General features: G+C 58.5%; 15 protein-coding genes. 11 read left to right on the plus strand and 4 right to left on the minus strand.

The window, feature by feature from the left end; genetic code table 11:
* Positions 1–546 precede the first annotated feature (546 nt).
* Together PY649_RS23565 and PY649_RS23570 are read left to right on the plus strand one after the other, a co-directional pair.
* Positions 547–837: an exopolysaccharide production repressor protein gene (locus PY649_RS23565; RefSeq protein WP_285871181.1), complete on the plus strand. Its 291-nt coding sequence runs from the start codon at positions 547–549 to the stop codon at positions 835–837.
* Between the two features lie 88 nt (positions 838–925).
* The gene (locus PY649_RS23570; protein WP_285871182.1) at positions 926–1,936 is read left to right on the plus strand and encodes a glycosyltransferase family 2 protein; all 1,011 of its coding nucleotides are present in this window, start codon (positions 926–928) and stop codon (positions 1,934–1,936) included.
* A 12-nt stretch (positions 1,937–1,948) separates the two neighbouring features.
* Here the strand turns inward: PY649_RS23570 and PY649_RS23575 are convergent, their stop codons facing one another.
* Both PY649_RS23575 and PY649_RS23580 read right to left on the minus strand, forming a co-directional pair.
* Positions 1,949–2,893 carry a polysaccharide pyruvyl transferase family protein gene (locus PY649_RS23575; protein ID WP_285871183.1) on the minus strand — a complete coding sequence of 315 codons (945 nt, stop codon included), beginning with the start codon at positions 2,891–2,893 and terminating at the stop codon, positions 1,949–1,951.
* 85 nt (positions 2,894–2,978) lie between these two features.
* A complete protein-coding gene (locus tag PY649_RS23580; protein ID WP_285871184.1) occupies positions 2,979–3,938 on the minus strand; it encodes a glycosyltransferase family 2 protein in 960 nt (319 codons plus the stop codon).
* A 120-nt stretch (positions 3,939–4,058) separates the two neighbouring features.
* Here PY649_RS23580 and PY649_RS23585 point away from each other — a divergent pair, with 120 nt between their 5' ends.
* From PY649_RS23585 to PY649_RS23625, 9 genes are all read left to right on the plus strand, one after another.
* Positions 4,059–5,546: a lipopolysaccharide biosynthesis protein gene (locus PY649_RS23585; protein WP_285871185.1), complete on the plus strand. Its 1,488-nt coding sequence runs from the start codon at positions 4,059–4,061 to the stop codon at positions 5,544–5,546.
* Between the two features lie 434 nt (positions 5,547–5,980).
* On the plus strand, positions 5,981–7,045 hold the full coding sequence (locus tag PY649_RS23590) for an acyltransferase family protein (RefSeq protein WP_285871186.1): 1,065 nt from the start codon (positions 5,981–5,983) through the stop codon (positions 7,043–7,045).
* A 9-nt stretch (positions 7,046–7,054) separates the two neighbouring features.
* Entirely contained in the window at positions 7,055–7,858 is an 804-nt protein-coding gene (gene exoK / locus PY649_RS23595; protein WP_285871187.1) for an endo-1,3-1,4-beta-glycanase ExoK, read from the plus strand.
* A gap of 106 nt (positions 7,859–7,964) precedes the next feature.
* On the plus strand, positions 7,965–9,173 hold the full coding sequence (locus tag PY649_RS23600; RefSeq protein WP_285871188.1) for a glycosyltransferase family protein: 1,209 nt from the start codon (positions 7,965–7,967) through the stop codon (positions 9,171–9,173).
* Positions 9,170–10,195 (plus strand): glycosyltransferase family 2 protein, encoded by a 1,026-nt coding sequence (locus tag PY649_RS23605; protein ID WP_285871189.1) that lies wholly within the window; start codon positions 9,170–9,172, stop codon positions 10,193–10,195. Before PY649_RS23600 ends, PY649_RS23605 begins: the two co-directional genes overlap by 4 nt.
* A complete protein-coding gene (locus PY649_RS23610) occupies positions 10,192–11,106 on the plus strand; it encodes a glycosyltransferase family 2 protein (protein ID WP_285871190.1) in 915 nt (304 codons plus the stop codon). The genes PY649_RS23605 and PY649_RS23610 overlap by 4 nt, the downstream gene beginning before the upstream one ends.
* Positions 11,103–12,152, plus strand: coding sequence for a glycosyltransferase family 2 protein (locus tag PY649_RS23615; RefSeq protein WP_285871191.1), 1,050 nt, complete (start codon positions 11,103–11,105; stop codon positions 12,150–12,152). Before PY649_RS23610 ends, PY649_RS23615 begins: the two co-directional genes overlap by 4 nt.
* Positions 12,153–12,156: 4 nt before the next feature.
* Positions 12,157–13,062, plus strand: a complete 906-nt coding sequence (locus tag PY649_RS23620) for a UTP--glucose-1-phosphate uridylyltransferase (RefSeq protein ID WP_285871193.1) — start codon at positions 12,157–12,159, stop codon at positions 13,060–13,062.
* A gap of 84 nt (positions 13,063–13,146) precedes the next feature.
* Positions 13,147–15,489, plus strand: coding sequence for a polysaccharide biosynthesis tyrosine autokinase (locus PY649_RS23625; RefSeq protein WP_285871194.1), 2,343 nt, complete (start codon positions 13,147–13,149; stop codon positions 15,487–15,489).
* A gap of 35 nt (positions 15,490–15,524) precedes the next feature.
* On the opposite strand, the gene PY649_RS23630 is transcribed toward PY649_RS23625, so the two are convergent.
* Together PY649_RS23630 and PY649_RS23635 are read right to left on the minus strand one after the other, a co-directional pair.
* Positions 15,525–16,412: a DMT family transporter gene (locus tag PY649_RS23630; RefSeq protein ID WP_285871195.1), complete on the minus strand. Its 888-nt coding sequence runs from the start codon at positions 16,410–16,412 to the stop codon at positions 15,525–15,527.
* Positions 16,413–16,541: 129 nt separating this feature from the next.
* Positions 16,542–17,102 (minus strand): NADPH-dependent FMN reductase, encoded by a 561-nt coding sequence (locus PY649_RS23635; RefSeq protein ID WP_285871196.1) that lies wholly within the window; start codon positions 17,100–17,102, stop codon positions 16,542–16,544.
* Positions 17,103–17,104 lie beyond the last annotated feature (2 nt).

The following is a 17,104-nucleotide window of genomic DNA, read 5'->3' on the forward strand; positions in this document are numbered from 1 at the left end:
ATACTAAAGAAAGTATTGTATAGAAGGCTAAATAACACACATCTTACGTTACGGATGGTGAGGTAAAAGAATGTTAAAGGCTATAAGAAGCGCTTTGTTCATCGATTTTTGTTGAGAAAGGCTTTGCTCACTCTTGATCGTTCCTGCGCAATCTTGATTTTTCGCGGAAATTATTGCGCTGCAACACCATATTGCGATGCACATATTGGCGTTGGCGAGGACCAGACTTTGTAATAAAAGTTGATTGAATTGTTTGACACACGGGTCAATAGCCCGGACGAGTTAATATCATGAAAATTGTATATGTCCGCTTAATGGACAACCTTAATGAGAAGGGCAAAGAAAGAGAAAAGACATCGAGTCCAATTGCGCATATTTCGGGGGACTAGTTTTAACGAGTGGTGGGTAAAGTCGTATTCATTCGCAACAGACCATAATCACTCGGTTGAATCTAAAGGATTCATTAAATATATTTGCCTTGTGGGTCTATTTTGGGAGGCAAGACCTTGACCGCTTTTTTCGTGATTGTGCGCGCGAGGTAACGTTATGTATGCGCCACGCTTTTTTGTCAGCATGCTCGGCGCCCTGGCCGTATTTGCCATTGCTACTTACTTCCTGACGCAATCTCTTTCGACCACTTTGATCGAAACGGTGATTTGCGCCGTACTGCTGCAGATCGGTTACTTTCTTGGCGTCCTTTACCTCGTCTGGAAAGAACAGAGGGCGCGAAACGCGTTGTTGAATGAAGATGCGGCCGCAATGCCGATGCGTGACGACGACAAGGTCACCGGCTTGCACGCTTCCAACCTCAACCGTTCCGAACCCTTCAATCCGTAAGGTCACCGCTTGGTCGATCTTTTGGCAATCGTGTGGTTGCCGATAGCTGATGCCGTCCTAAGTCTCCGGCAGAACCATGGAGGCTAATGTGACTGACAGTGCCGAGAACAACGTCTGTGTAATCATCGCCGCAAAGAATGCCGGCGACACCATCGGCCTTGCCGTCGCTTCGGCGCTGCGCGAGCCCGAGGTGGGTGAAGTCGTTGTCATCGACGATGGTTCAACAGATGGCACCGCCGCCTCCGCCAGCCTCGCCGACGACGGCAGTGGGCGTCTCACCATCCGGCAATTCGAGAAAAATCGCGGTCCTGCGGCAGCACGCAATCACGCCATCGAGATTTCGCGCGCGCCTCTGATCAGCATCCTCGATGCCGACGATTTCTTTTTCCCAGGGCGCTTCAAGCCGTTGCTCGCCGCCGACGATTGGGATTTCGTTGCCGACAACATTGCCTTCGTCAATGCCGATACGGTCTCGGATGCTTTTACGATGATCGATCATTTTGATCCAAAGCCGCGCTTTCTGGATCTGGTCGCCTTTGTCGAAGGCAATATCTCCAAACGTGGCGTCCGACGCGGCGAGATAGGCTTCCTGAAGCCGCTGATGCGCCGATCGTTTCTGAACGCCCATGGACTGCGCTATGACGAGGCCCTGCGTCTTGGCGAGGATTACGATCTCTATGTGCGGGCGCTTGCTAAGGCTGCTCGCTACAAAGTCATCCATAGCTGCGGTTATGGTGCGGTGGTGCGCAGCAATTCGCTAAGTGGTCGCCATCGCACCGAGGATTTGCGGCGGCTATACGAAGCCGATAGGGCGATTCTGGCGGCCGGCGGGCTTTCGCAGACCGATGCAGCCGCCATTGGCCGCCACGAGCAACATGTTCGCGGCCGCTATGAGTTGCGGCGCTTCCTGGATATCAAGGGACAGTCGGGTCTGGCCGCGGCGGCTTTTTATGCCTTGGGCAATCCCACCGCTATTCCGGCCATTGCTGGCGGTATTTTTGCCGACAAGACGGAGCGTTTTCGCAAGCGCGGCGCTGCGCCGATTGCTCATTCTGGGACGAACGGCCTGCGTTATCTGCTGCAGGCCGCTCCCAAATAAGTCTACACCGTATCAGAGGTAGTCGCGGCGCACGCCTTCGAGAACATCCCAAAGGCGCTGCTTGCGGCTGGCAAGTGTCGCATCGGCGCTCAATTGCGGCTTCGCCTTGCTGGCCTGCCAAAGCCCAAGTGCCGAAGGCATGGCAAGTGCCTGTTTTGCCATCACCCGTAAACGCGTCTGCTCTGGATCGGCGAGAACCATCGTCTCTCCCTGCCGGCGCTTGTCCAGATCGTCTCCAGCCTGTTCGTCGCGTTCGAAACCGACGCCCCAGAACCGGGCACCCTTGGCGATCGCTTCGGCGCGGGTGGAGACCGGAATGAGCTTTGGCGCGTAGGTAACACCGAGAGAGCGGGCCCAGTCGTTCCACTTGAAGCTGTTGATCGCTCGCGACGTGCTGACGGCGATCCACGGTACGCGGAAGGCATCGGCAAGGATCGCGCCGTGCATGGATTCGGCGACGATCAGCTCGGATGTCGCGATCTCGCGGATCACGGCCTTCGCCTCGCCACGGGGATCGAGGTAGGAAAGGCCGACGGTCTTGCAGATCTCCGGCCATATCCCCGCTGCTGCCGACTCCCAATGCGGCACGAAGGTGCGGCGTTTGCTTTTCGGCAGATTTTTGAATTCCGGCATTTCGGTCACCATCACTGCCGGATCGATGATGCCCATGTCTTGCGGGAGCCCGACTTTTTCCGCTGTCAGCGGGCCGCGCACGCAGCGAATATCCCATTCGTTCCTGTCGCGCATATCGGGAAGCGAGCCATAGCCAAAGCCGCTTCCGATGACGAGCTTGCGGCCCTCAAGCGGCAGTATCAGGGTGTTGAGGACGGTGCCGACACCGACCAGCAGTGTTTCTTCATGCACCTCGCGCAGGCCCGGGAGCAGAAAATCCCAGAGCCAGAGATTGAGATCGTCACCGAAATTGCCATGGGTGGATTCCCAGTGGAACGGCTTCATGCAGGTCTCCTTGGTGATGTGGTAGCCGAACACGCGTTGGCTTTTGAGTACTATGGCATCGACAGCTTTGCTGCAGGTGCGAAAACTAGGGCGCGAACTTGCCTGCGGCAAGCTGCATCGCGCTCTGCAATATCGCCGGATCGCGCCATGCCCATTTTGCCAGGAGCCCGACCTGCGGGAACCGCCGCCGGCGCAATTGTCGCACTTGGCTCCATAGCGCCTGTTTGCGGGCTCGGTTCTTGTAAACGCGAATGGCCGCAACGTCCTGAGGCCGGCGCGAAAACCGCTGTTCCAGTGTGTTAAGCGCCGTCCAGGTGTTGAACTGCTGGTGCAGGAATTCGGGAGAATCGTTATCGATGCTGTGAAAGATATTCATGCCCTCGCCGCGCATTGCGCCGGTATCTTCACAAAGCAACACGCGTTTGGCCGCCAGAATGCAGTCGCAGAAGAACAACACGTCCTCTGCCGCCAGCCGCAAGGCGGCTTCGAAGCGGATTTTCTCAAACAGTGGCCGGCCGATCACCATGCAGGAAAGATGCAGAAAACTCCAGTCTTTCAGCATAACGCTGGCGATATCGGGAATTTCGATGACTGACGGCATTTGGGAGAGACGGGTGGCATCGAACGATTTCGCCAGTTCCGCCATGCTAAAGTGGTAGAAGAATTCCTCGCCACCATAGATCGAGTCCCAATAACAATCAGCATTGTGTCGCGTCAGGGCCTCGAAGGCGTTGCTGAGATGTTCCGGCGCCCATTCGTCGTCGGAATCGAGAAAGGCAACGAAGCGGCTTGATGCCGGCACATTGTCGAGGCCGGTATTGCGCGCACCACCTGGGCCGGCATTGGCCTGACGGATCACCCTAATACGCGCGCGTTCCTCTTCCCCAAGCGATTGCAGTTCGCTTTCCGCCGGAAGCGGCGATTCATCATCGACGACGAGGATATCGAAATCCTGAAACACCTGCCTAGATATCGACCTCAATGCGCGCTGCAGAATGCCTGATTGCTTCTGGTAGAAGGGAATAACAATCGTAACTGACGCCATTTTCTCGCCTTTACGGTTTCAACAAAAAGTTTGCGGCCCCCTTTGCGGGGCCGCGGCCATGTGTTTTCCGACAATCTCCATCACTCATTTTTAGCCGGTCCCAAGAGATAGGATGTCGCAATGACCTCAACAGTTAGCGTCCGTTCGATTACGAACAATGTCGGATGGAGCGTTTTATCCAAGACAAGTACATTTGGATTGAAATTCATTACCGTCCCCATCCTTGCACGCATCCTCAGCCCGGAAGAATTCGGTGTCGTCGCCGTAGCGCTGACGGTGGTGCAATTCCTGGCCATGATCGGCGGCGCCGGACTGACCTCCTCCCTTGTCATTCAGGAAAAGGAGGACATGCTGACCATCCACTCGGTCTTCTGGGTCAATTTGGCCGTGTCGACGCTGATGGCCGTGGTTCTCTACGTCTTCGCCGACTTCTTTGCAGCATTATTGGGCGCAAAAGAGGCAGCCTACCTTCTGCGCATCATGGCCTTCATGATCCCGATTCAGCTTGCGGCCGACGTCGCCTACTCGATCCTGGCGCGGCGGATGAACTTCAGCAAGGACGCTGTCTGGAGCATGGTTTCGGAGTCCGCCGGCGCATTGATGGCGGTCGGACTGGCATATTTCGGATTTGGCGTCTGGTCGCTGGTTGCCCAGCTTTTTGTTTCGGGCACCGTGCGCCTCGTCGGTCTTTATAGCGTCTCCGGTTATTTTCCCCGCCCGGTCTTCTCGTTCAGCCGCGTCAGGGGACTGACGAAATTCTCCTTTGGTATGATGGGCTCGGAAATCGCCAATTTCGTCACCTTCCAGTCGCCGATGGTGATCATCGCCCGCTATCTCGGCCTTGCCGATGCGGGTGCCTATTCGGCCGGCAACCGCTTTGCCAGCATTCCGAACCAGGTGGTGCTCTCGGCAGTCATGGGCGTGTTGTTTCCGGCCTTCAGCCGCATGATGCACGACCGCAAACGCCGGTCGGATGCGCTGATGCTGAGCACGCAGGTGACGACAGTGCTCCTCGCGCCGATGATGTTCGGGTTGTGGGCGATCGCTCAGCCGGCCATGCTGGTGCTGTTCGGACAAAAATGGGCCTATGCCTGGCCGGTACTCGGACTGCTGGCTATTTCCAAGGCGATCCTGACTCCCTGCAGTACCTTCATCCCTTATCTCAAGGGCGTCGGCCGCGGCAATGTTCTGTTCTGGTCGGCAATCATCCGCGCCATCATAACGACCGCTGCTGTTGCCTATGGAGCGATCAGCGGCAATCTGATCTCGGCCATGGTCTGGCTTTGCATCGTCAGCGTCGTCACGCTGATCTTTTATTCCTGGGCAGTCTTTCGCGCCGATGGCACGCCGTTCTTCCAAGGCCTCTATATCAGCAATCGGCCGATGATCACTGCCCTCATCATGGCTCTCATCGTTCGCTTCATGCTTGACCACCTGCAGACGCAGCTACCAGGCGCCGTCCTGCAGGTCGTGGTCGGCTCGGTGGCAGGCGGCGTGATCTATACCGTGCTTGTTCTGCTGACCGAGGGAGCCCTTGTCCGCAAGCTGCTGGAACTTGTTCGCTCACGCAGAATGCCAAAGGGAGAACCACAACTCGTAGGTGAATGATCCTATTCGCACTTTCTCAAGAAGCTTGCATCGCCGCCTCATTTCGATCATTTTTGATCAAGAAGTCTGCGGCGATGCAAAAAAATCCTCGGCCGGTGGAAAAAAATTTGATGCCGCCACAGCGTGTATTTCAATTCCGTTCACATAATATTACGCCGTCCTTAAAATCGTTTTAAACCAGAGACTTCCAGACGAATTAACCCGTTTGGATTATATCGTCGCGCAGTGTTTTCGTCGCGAAATGACTGGCTTTAGCGCTCATATACCTCCGTTTTTTGCTGCAGTGCCATATTTCCTTTCGCGAGATCGCCCTAGGTTAGGTGTCGCGGGCTCTAGTCTGCTCTGGTTGAAGCGGCCGCAAGGGGGAGCGGTCCGAAAAAGGGGTGACAGATATCGTGAACGTGACTGCCAACGTGTCTTCGCGGATCAATCTTATGCGCATCGTGCTTATCTCCGGCATCGTGTTTGTACATATTCCATTCGATACGGATTCCAGCCCGTTCCAAGGCGCCTATGGCTTCTTCGATTGGTTTCGGGTCTTCCTGCGCGATAGCTTGTTTCGCGTCGGCGTACCCTGCCTCAGCGCCATTTCCGGCTATCTCCTTTTCCGTCACGGCGCGGCTTCGCTGGATTATCGCAAGACCATTCGCCGCAAGGCCAAGACAGTTCTTCTGCCGTTTCTGCTGTGGAACAGCGGCTTCTTTCTGTTCGTGCTGATCTTGCAGAACCGCGGCATAGGCGACGGCTATATTCCGGATCTGACAGACGCCAGCCCGCGCACGCTCGCTACACTTCTGTTTGCCATTGAAGGCACGCCAATTGATCTGCCGCTCTATTTCCTGCGCGATCTCTTCGTTTGCATTCTGCTCTCGCCGCTGCTGGCGATGCTGATCTGCCGCTATCCGCTGCCGACGCTGGCATCCTTGTTGCTGCTTGCGGCACTGCCGGTATCGCTTGGCATCGTGCTCAGGAACTCCATCCTCTTCAGCTTCAGCTTCGGTATCTATCTCAGCCTTTACCGCGTCGATCTGACAATCATCGACCGATATGCGGCCCCCATTGGCGCGGCTTTTCTCGCACTTGCGATTTTGTGGGCGACAGCAGCCTATGTGACTGCGCCGGAACCGCCAGTTTGGCTCGAATTCAGCCGAGATATGATGGTGCTTGCTGGTATTCCCGGGTTCTGGGCGCTTTCGGCAATCTTGATCAAGAGCAAGCTTGGACAGCGATTGGCAGAAACCGGCGGCTTGAGCTTCTGGATTTTCTGCGCCCATTATCCGCTGCTGTTCTGCCTTTTTGTTTTGTGGAATCGCAGCGGTGCGGACCTCTATCCTGTGTTCTACCTGCTGGCGGCCGGCATTACCCTGACGGCGCTGCCGCTGACCAACGGTTTGGCGCGCTATGCCGCTCCCTCCTTCTACAATCTTCTGACTGGCAGCCGCATGCAGCGGCCCGCCAATGTTCTGACTGCCGACGGTCGGCAAACGACCTCCGAGTAAAGGTGATACATGACGAATCCGATCTTCCGCGCGAGAAGACTTAGCCTTGTTTCATTCGCCATCTTGGGCATCGGCCTCATTCCCTGCGCGGCTTCCGCGCAGGAGGATCAACCGAGCGGCAAATCTTTCGTCGACAATTTCGACAGGATCGACAGCGGCCGCTGGTATATTTCGGATGGCTGGAACAACGGCCCGCACCAGAATTGCACCTGGTCTAAGAAGCAGGTCAGCGTTGACGGTGGCATGCTGAAGCTTCAATTCACCCAGGCCAAGACCGGTCAGCGCGACTATGCCTGCGGCGAGCTCCAGACGACCAAGACCTATGGCTACGGCACCTACGAGGCGCGTTATCGCACCGCGACCGGTTCGGGCCTCAATTCGGCTTTCTTCACCTATATCGGCGAGACCGACAAGAAACCGCACGACGAGATCGATTTCGAGGTGCTCGGCAAGAATCCTACACAGGTTCAGGTTAATCAATATATCGGCGCCAAAGGCGGCAACGAGAAACTGGTTCCGGTCGCCGGCGGCGCCGATCAAGGCTTCAACGACTATGCCTTCGTCTGGGAGAAGGATCGGCTTCGCTATTACGTGAACGGCAAGCTGGTTCAGGAGGTTACCGATCCTTCCAAGATACCGACGCACGCTCAGAAGATTTTCTTCAGCCTTTGGGGCACAGACACGCTCAGCGGCTGGATGGGCAAGTTCGCCTATGGCGGCGGGCCGGCAACGATGCAGATCGACCGAGTTGCCTTCACGGCGGCTGGCGACAAGTGCCAATTCCCTGAATCGATCGCCTGCAAGCTGAACTGAGATAGTCCGGCCGCGGAGTGAGTTCGCGGTTGGAGCAGGAACCCGTGATGCAACACGAATGAAACGAGGCGCCTGGCCGTTGCCGGGCACGAGAGCGGAAGTTTTGATGCTGCATATTCTCTATTTCGTCCATGATCTCGCCGATCCTGCCGTGCGCAGGCGGGTGCTGATGCTGCAGGCGGGCGGGGCACGGGTGACGCTGGCAGGATTTCGCCGCAGTGACAACGCCTTGGCTGCCATCCATGGTGTCGAACCGATCGAGCTAGGCCGGACGCGTGACGCACAGTTCGCGCAGCGTATCGCCGCTGTCGCCAAGTCCGCTCTGCGACTACGCGGCTTGCTGCGCTCGGTCGACAAGCCGGACATCATCATCGGCCGCAATCTTGAAATGCTGGCTGTGGCCAACCGCGCCAAGTCCATCTTCGGCGGCGATATGCCCGTTGTCTATGAATGCCTCGACATTCACCGGCTACTGTTGCGCCAAGATGTCTTTGGCGGTGCTCTGCGCGGCCTCGAGCGTCATTTCGGCGCGGACGCGGCACTGCTGCTCACCAGTTCGCCGGCTTTTGTCGAGCATTATTTCCGCTCGCGCTCCGGTCTCGACCTGCCGATCGTCCTCCTCGAAAACAAGGTTCTAGCCCTCGAAGGCGCTGAGGCTGAGATTGCGGCTGGTCCTCGATTGCCAGCCAGTGGCGAGCCCTGGAAGATCGGCTGGTTCGGTGCGCTGCGTTGCCGCAAATCGCTGGAAATGCTCGCCGATTTCTCCCGCCAGATGGACGGTCGCTTCGAGATCGTTTTGCGTGGCCGGCCGGCCCGTTCGGAATTCAGCGATTTCGATGGTTTCGTCCGTGATGCGCCTTTCATGCGCTTCGGCGGGCCCTACAAAAATCCCGAGGACCTCGCGGCGATCTATGGCGAGGTGCAATTCTCCTGGGCGATCGACTTCTTCGAAGAGGGGCTGAACTCAAGCTGGCTGTTGCCGAACCGTCTTTATGAAGGTGGCCTGCATGGCGCGGTAGCGATCGCTGTCGATGGCACCGAGACTGCGCGGTTCCTGACAAGCCGTAAAATCGGACTGACGCTCAAGGAGGCGGACGCTGCGCATCTCGCCGATCTTCTGGGCGATATGAGCGAGGAACGCTATCTCGCCGCTTTCAATGCCTTGGCCACGCAAGACCGCAGGCAATGGATGACCGATCGCGCCGATTGCCAGGCCTTGGTGCAACGGCTGGCTTCTCTTGCCCGCGCCAGCGAGCAAACCGCCGAATTACAGGCCCTCCCACAACTGCATCGCAATAGAGGTGGATTGCAATGAAGACCGGAATACCCATGGATAAACGTTGCTTAATCGTTATCCCCTGCCTCAACGAAGAGAAGCACATCGGGCCGCTGATTGCCAAGCTCGGGCCGGCGCTGGACGAACTGGATGCCAGGATCGTGGTGGCCGATGGCGGCAGCACGGATAAAACCCGTGACATCGTCAGGGATATCGCCGTGGCCGATCCGCGCGTTCTCCTGCTCAATAACCCGAAACGGCTGCAAAGTGCCGCGATCAATCTCGCAATCGAAACCTTCGGTGACGACTACGACTATTTCATTCGCATCGACGCCCATGGCGACTATCCGGATGACTACTGCCAGACGCTAGTGCGCGAGGCGGGCGCAACGGGAGCGGATTCCGTCGTGGTCGCGATGCGTACCATGGGCTTCAGCGCTTTCCAGAAGGCGACGGCTGTGGCGCAGAATTCAAAGCTCGGCAATGGCGGCTCGAAACATCGCGAAGGCGCCAAGGGGCACTGGGCCGACCACGGCCATCATGCATTGATGCGCATTGCCGCTTTCCGTGCCATCGGCGGCTATGACGAGACCTTCAGCCACAACGAGGATGCCGAGCTCGATTATCGGCTGCGGAAGGCGGGATATCGTATCTGGCTTACCGACAAGACGGCGATGACCTACTATCCGCGGGCCAGCATTCCGACGCTTTTCCGGCAGTATCTCGGCTATGGCCGCGGTCGGGCCCGCAATATCCTCAAGCATCGCAGCATGCCGAGCATTCGCCAGATGCTGCCGCTCGCCGTGGTGCCGATCTTTGTCGGCGCCTTTCTGGCGATCCTTAATTGGATCGCGGTCATTCCAGTCGGCCTATGGGCGTTCGCTTGCGTCGCCTATGGCTTCTGGATCGCCCTTGGCGAGCGCAACCCCTACGGACCGCTTGCTGCCATCTCGGCCATGGTCATGCATTTCGCCTGGTCGATGGGCTTCTGGATGGAGGTGCTTAGCTTCCGTGGACGCGGGGTAGTACCAGCACACAGAACCGGGAGTGCCGCCCCGTGAAGATCGACATCGCCGTCTGCACCTATCGCCGTGCCGAACTGGACCAGACCTTGCTGTCGCTGGCGGTCTTGTCCGTTCCTGCCGGCACTCTCGTCCGCATTATCGTTGCGGACAACGACGTGACGCCGAGTGCGCGCAACCGTGTCGACGCCATGCGTTCGGCGGTGCCCTTCGAGATCACCTATGTGCATTGCCCCGCTTCGAACATTTCGATTGCCCGCAATGCCTGCCTCGATCACGCGACCGGCGATTTTGTGGCCTTTATCGATGACGATGAGACCGCGTCGGAAGATTGGCTGGCGGAACTGCTGGTGACGGCGGATACGACCGGGGCCGCTGCTGTTCTCGGCCCGGTGCGCGCCGTTTACCCGAACATGGCGCCCGCCTGGATGCGGCGTGGCGATTTCCATTCGACATTACCGGTCTGGGTCTCCGGCGAGATCCGCACGGGCTATACCTGCAATGCGCTGCTGCGGCGCAACACACCGTCTCTTACCGGCCGCCGCTTCAACATCGCGCTGGGGCGCAGCGGTGGCGAGGATACGGAATTCTTCGCCCACATGCACAAGGCGGGCGGACGGATCGCCTATGCCGAAGACGCTCTGGTCTACGAACCGGTGCCGAGCGGGCGGGCGACACGCGCCTGGCTTGCAAAGCGGCGTTTCCGCATGGGCCAGACCCATGGACGCATGCTGCTGGAGAGTTCGGCAGGTCTTGGCCGGTGGAAGGCGATTGCGCTCGCTGGCGCCAAATCCGCCTACTGCTTTGCCGCGGCCACGCTTCTTGCCGCTTTCCCCGTGCAGCGCCATCGCTATGGCCTGCGCGGCATCATGCACGCGGGTGTGGTCAGCGGCCTGTTCGGTGTCCGCGAAATTGAACAATACGGAAGTTTGGAGAAGGCACCGCAATGACGGATTTCATCCCTGATGTCAGTTTCGTCATCGCAGCCTACAACGCCGAGGACACGCTGGAGCGCGCCATTGACAGCGCGCTTGCGCAGGGTGCCGTCAGCATGGAGGTGATCGTCGTCGACGATTGTTCCAGCGACAACACTCCGGCGATCGCCGGTAACCACGCCGACCCGCGGGTCCGGCTGGTGGCGATGCCCCGCAACGGCGGTCCAGCCGCGGCGCGCAATGCCGGCCTCGATGCCGCGCGCGGCCGATGGGTGGCCGTACTCGATTCCGACGATGCCCTGCGCCCGGACCGGATGGCGCGGTTGATCGCGCGGGCCGAAAAGGCCGAAGCCCAGATCGTGGTCGACAATCTCGACATCATCCGGGGAGAGGACGCGGCCGCGAGCACGATGTTTCCTGAAGCGGTGCTCACGCGCCTGCCCGTGCTGACGTTGGCGAAATTCATCTCGTCGAACATGATTTTCCACTCCGAGCATAATTTCGGCTACATGAAACCGGTCTTTGAGCGAGCCTTCCTGGAAAAGCATCGTCTCCGCTTCGATCAGTCCCTCCGGATCGGCGAGGATTACATCTTCCTCGCCTCCGCGCTGGCCAGAGGCGGCGTCTGCGCGGTCGAGCCGACTGCCGGCTATCTCTATTACATTCGCGAGGGCTCGATCTCGCGGGTGCTGAAGCGGGATCACGTCGAAGCGATGATTGCCGCCGACCGCACGTTTTTCGCTGACCATACTTTCGGTGCTGCCGCCCTTGCCGCCCAGCGGCGCCGGACGCGGAACCTGAAAGAAACACTGTCCTTCCTGATGCTTGTCGACAGCATCAAGGACGGCGCCCTGCTGAACGCGCTGAAGATTGCATGCCGCAATCCACGCGCGGTTCGTCACTTGCGCATGCCGATCGCAGCGCGTCTTCGTCGTCTTGCCGCCCTTCCTCGGGTTGGCGGTGAGGCAACCGTCCTGCGGGGCGGCGAAGTGGCTGCGACGTCTCAAATCTCCTCCTCCCTCCCCAGTCTGGGCGCAGGCCCTCACTCTAATAAAGGATAGAGCCATGGACCCTAAGCATCCTGTGAGAAAAGCAATCATCCCGGTTGCCGGCAACGGAACCCGTTTCCTGCCCGCCACAAAGGCTATGCCGAAGGAAATGCTGACGATCGTCGATCGTCCGGTGGTGCAATACGCCGTCGATGAGGCCATCGAGGCCGGCATCGAACACATCGTTTTTGTCACCAGCCGCAACAAGTCGGCGATTGAAGATCATTTCGACGACACACCTGAGCTGATCTCCTCGCTGCACAGGGCTGGCAAGACAAAGCAGGTCTCCGAACTGGAAAGTCTCCTGCCCAGAGCCGGTTCGATCAGCTTTACCCGGCAGCAGGCGCCGCTGGGCCTTGGTCATGCCGTCTGGTGTGCCCGCGACCTGATCGGCAATGAGCCGTTCGCGCTGCTGCTGCCCGACATGGTCTGCCACGGCCTGCGCGGCTGCATGGCCGGGCTCATGGACCTCTATGATGAAGTTGGCGGCAACATCGTCGCGGTCGAGGAATGTGCACCGGAAGAGACCTCGAAATACGGCATCATCGGCCGGGGAGCACCGGTTCGGCACGGCTTCGGTGTGACCAAAATGGTTGAGAAACCGCATCCGTCGGAAGCGCCTTCTAACTTTTACCTTAATGGGCGCTATATTCTCCAGCCTGAGATTTTCGACATCCTCGCGCGCCAGGAGCGCGGCGCCGGTAACGAAATCCAACTGACCGACGGTATGCTGCGCCTGTCGCAAACACAGGCCTTCCATGCCCAGGCCTACAGCGGAAAGACTTTCGATTGCGGATCGAAGCAAGGCTTCATCGAAGCGAATGTCGCCTTCGCGCTTGCACGCACCGATATCGGCGGTCTCGTCTATGACTCGATCCGAAACCTGGTTCTCTCGCACGAAGCGCAGATGACCGCAGCATAAGCCGCTTCAGACTTTCGCCTGCGGCCTCGATGGCCGCAGGCCAGAGCCGTTATTCATTTAGGCTTCTCCGACAAGGTGGTCGCCATGCATCAGAAGAATTTCACCTTCCACAGCGCCCTTCCCAAGGCGGACGATCAGGATGGTTTCATCGACCTCGACCGGCTGATGGCGGTCGTGACCCGTCGCATTCGCACCATTCTCGCCGGCGTGGCCCTTTTCGTCGCGCTGGCGGTCGCTTATCTCGTGACCGCACCTTCGAGCTATACGTCTGCGACACAGATATTGCTTGACGAAACCATGACCAAATACGCGGAGGACCAGCCGCCGGCGGCCAGCAGCCAACAGGCCGACATGGAGATCGCCAGCGCTGTCGAAATCCTGAAATCCAACGAAATGGCGTTGCGCGTCGTCGATGCGGCTGGCCTCCTCAACAATGACGCGATCCTGAATCCGCCGCAGTCGCCGGTAGCGCTGATCAAATCCGGCGTGAAGTCGATTGCCAGCGCCTTCAAGCCGGCGAAGCCGCCGCTAACTCCCGAAGAGGCCCGCGAGGCGCAACGTCAACAAATCGCCGCGACATTGCAGGACGCTCTGAAGGTTGAGCGTGTGACCCGTAGTTCCGTCGTCTCGGTATCTTTCGACTCGACCGATCCGCAATTGGCCGCCAAGGTTACGGCCGCCTATGCCGACGCCTATCTCACCGATCAGCTGAACGCCAATTTCGATGCGACCGAACGGGCATCCGTCTGGCTGCAGGAACGGTTGAACGACTTGCGCCAGCGTTCGCAACAGGCTTCGCTCGAAGTCGAAAAATACAAGGCGGACAATGGTTTGACTCAGACGGGCGGCGAGCTGATGTCGGAACAGCAGATTTCCGATCTCAACAAACAGCTGATCATCGCCCAGGCGGATACCGCCAGCGCCTCGGCACGCTACAATCAATATAAATCGATTATTGACCAGGGGCCGGACAATGCGGTGAAAAACGCAACGATCTCGTCCAGCCAGACCGACAACAGCGTGTTGCAGGATCTGAAGACCCGCTATCTCCAAGTGCAGAAGCGCGAGCAGGACGTGACGCAGAATTTTGGCGCCGATCATCCCCAGGCCGTGGCGCTGAAGGCGGAGCGCGAGGATATCACCCGGCAGATCTATCAGGAGCTCCAGCAATTGACGGCGAGCTACAAGAATGAACTTGACGTGGCACAGTCGCGTGCGGTGTCGCTGCGCGAGAGCATCGAGGGTGTGGTCGGCAAGAATTCCGAGGCCAACAAATCCCTCGTGCACTTGAACGAGCTTAATCAGAAGGCGACCGCGCTGAAGACGCTCTACGAATCCTATCTCAGCCGTTATGAAGAGGCATCGCAGCAGCGCTCCTTCCCGATCGCCAAGGCACGTGTCATATCTGCTGCTGGCGTTCCGACTGCACCGTCTGCCCCGAAAAAGACGCTCGCACTGGCACTTTCGGTCGTTCTTGGCTTGATGGCCGGCGGTGCTTTTGCCGCGCTCCAGGAATTCCGTGATCGCTACTTCCGGGTCGAAGGCGATGTCCGCGCAGCGCTCGGGCTTAAATTCCTGGGCTATCTGCCGCTACTCGGTCAGCAGTCGCTCGACAGGAAGAAGGGCCGCAAACGCAAAGCTGGGGCCGCACCGGCAACGGCCGAGGATGCCGAAAACGGCGTGGCTTTCGAACGCATCATGCGTGTCTCGGTCGAGGCGCCGCGTTCGATATTCGCCGAAACCCTGCGCAACGCCAAGCTTGCCAGCGACGTCATGCTGCAAGGGCGAGCAGATCGCGTCATCGGCGTCGTCTCGGCGCTGCCCGGCGAAGGCAAGTCGACGACGGCAGCAAATTTTGCCGCCCTGCTCGCAAGCAGCGGCAAACGCACGCTGTTGATCGATGCCGACTTGCGCAATCCCGGTTTGAGCCGGATGCTGAAGTCGCCGCCACAGACTGGTCTCATCGAGGCGGTTCTCGGCGAGGTTCCCTGGGCAAGCGCCGTCAGGGTGGATCCGCGCACCAAACTCGCCATTCTACCGGTGGTGCTGCGCGATCACCTGTTGCACACCAGCGAGCTCCTGTCTTCGCAGGGGATGATGAATCTGATGGAGAATGCGCGGAAGATGTTCGACTATGTCGTCGTCGACCTTGCGCCGCTGGGCCCTGTCATCGACGCCAAGGCATTCGCGCCGCAGGTGGACGCCTTCCTGTTCGTTGCCGAATGGGGCGCGACGCCGACCAATCTCGTCAGGGATATTCTGGAACAGGAGCCGCAGATCAGTTCGCGCATCCTGGGCGTCATCCTCAACAAGACGGATATGTCCGAACTGTCGCGCTATAGCGACTTCGGTGGCACGGAGCGCTATCGGCAGAAATACACCAGCTACTACACCGAGGAGCGGCCAAAGGCGGAGATCGACGCCTAAAGGTCGCTCCAGCCTCCTGAACCTAGGGCCACCACCTACGCTTTCGACGCCTTGGCGCCAGCGCGTGCCAAGGCGTTTTCGCGCCAAATGGTGAAAATGCCCGCGGCCACGACGATAATTGCACCGGCGACCGTATTGAAATTGAGGGTCTCGCCGAAAATCGACACACCGATGATCGCGGAAAAGACGAGTTGTAGATAGGTGAGTGGCTGGATCACGACTGCGTCGAGAAGATCGTAGGCGCGGATGAGAAAATAGTGGCTCGACATGCCGGTGAGGCAGAGTACACCCATGAAAACCCAGTCATGTGGCGCAAGCGGTGTCCAGAAGAACGGCCCGATGCAGCTCATCGCGACAGCACCGACGATGCCGGTGTAGAAAAAGCTGGTCATCGCGGAGTCGTCACGGCTCACATAGCGGGTGAGGACGACATAAAACGAAAACAGCAGGGCGCCTGAAAGCGGCACCAGGAAACGGATGTCGAAAAAGCCGCTTTCGGGTTTCAGGATCAGCAGCACGCCAACGAAGCCAATGCAGATCGCCAGCCAACGCCGCCAACCGACTTTTTCGCCAAGGATCGGCACCGACAACAATGCCACCATCAATGGTCCGGACGAGAAGATCGCCTGCGAACGGGCAAGGCCGACAATGACGAAGGACGAGATGGCGACGACGATCTGGGAGGCGAGCAATAGCCCGCGGGCTATCTGCAAGCGCGGTCGCTTGGTGTGGACGGCGACACGCAATCCGCCCGGCGACTTTGACGCCATCGCCACGGCAAAGAGCATGAAGGCCCAATAGCGGATCATCGCCACGAAGAGTGGCGGATAGGCACTGACCAAGTGTTTGGAGATGCCGTCCTGTATGGCAAAAATGCTGATTGCCAACAGCGTGAAGACATAACCGGCTGTATTGGATTTCATTTCAATTCGAAGAAAGATCGTATGCGGGCCCCGGAAGCGCCGGCCGACCCGACGCTGCCGGTCACAATAGGCTATTCTATCTTTCGATCATAGGGTTCGGCATCCGGCTCACTACACGAAATGTGTCGATCAGCTCTTTTGCGTGCTTTCGACAAAGGCGGCGAAACCCTGGACGAAAGCGGCGAGGTTCTGCTTGATTTTCTCGTCGACGATTTGACCTTCCGCATCGAAAACGCTGCCGGCACGCGAAACCATCAGCCGGCCGCCGAACCAGGGATTGGCACCAATGGTTCGCAGCACGGATAGCCAGGCATTCTGACTGAGGATCGTGCCGAAATTGCCGGGCGATGCGCCGAGAACGGCAACAGGCTTGGCCCTGAAGATGCGGGGAATATCGCTGGACGGCCGGGTCATCCAATCGATCGCGTTCTTGAAGACGCCGGGAAGCGAATTGTTGTATTCCGGCGTGAACAGCATCAGTCCATCGGCAGCCGCAGCAAGCTCCTTGAGCTCGGTGACCTTCTCTGGGATACCCTCGCCGACCTCGACATCAGCGTCATAAAGTGGGACGCCGTGGATGGTCGCGGCTATGAGCTCGACACCCGGCGGCGCAAGTTCGACGGCGGCGTGCAGCAGCGCCGTGTTGAAAGAGCCTTTACGGAGGCTGCCTGATATACCGACTAGTTTCAACG

Origin of the sequence: Rhizobium mayense (genome assembly GCF_030272705.1) — a bacterium.
Classification (GTDB): Bacteria; Pseudomonadota; Alphaproteobacteria; order Rhizobiales; family Rhizobiaceae; genus Rhizobium; species Rhizobium mayense.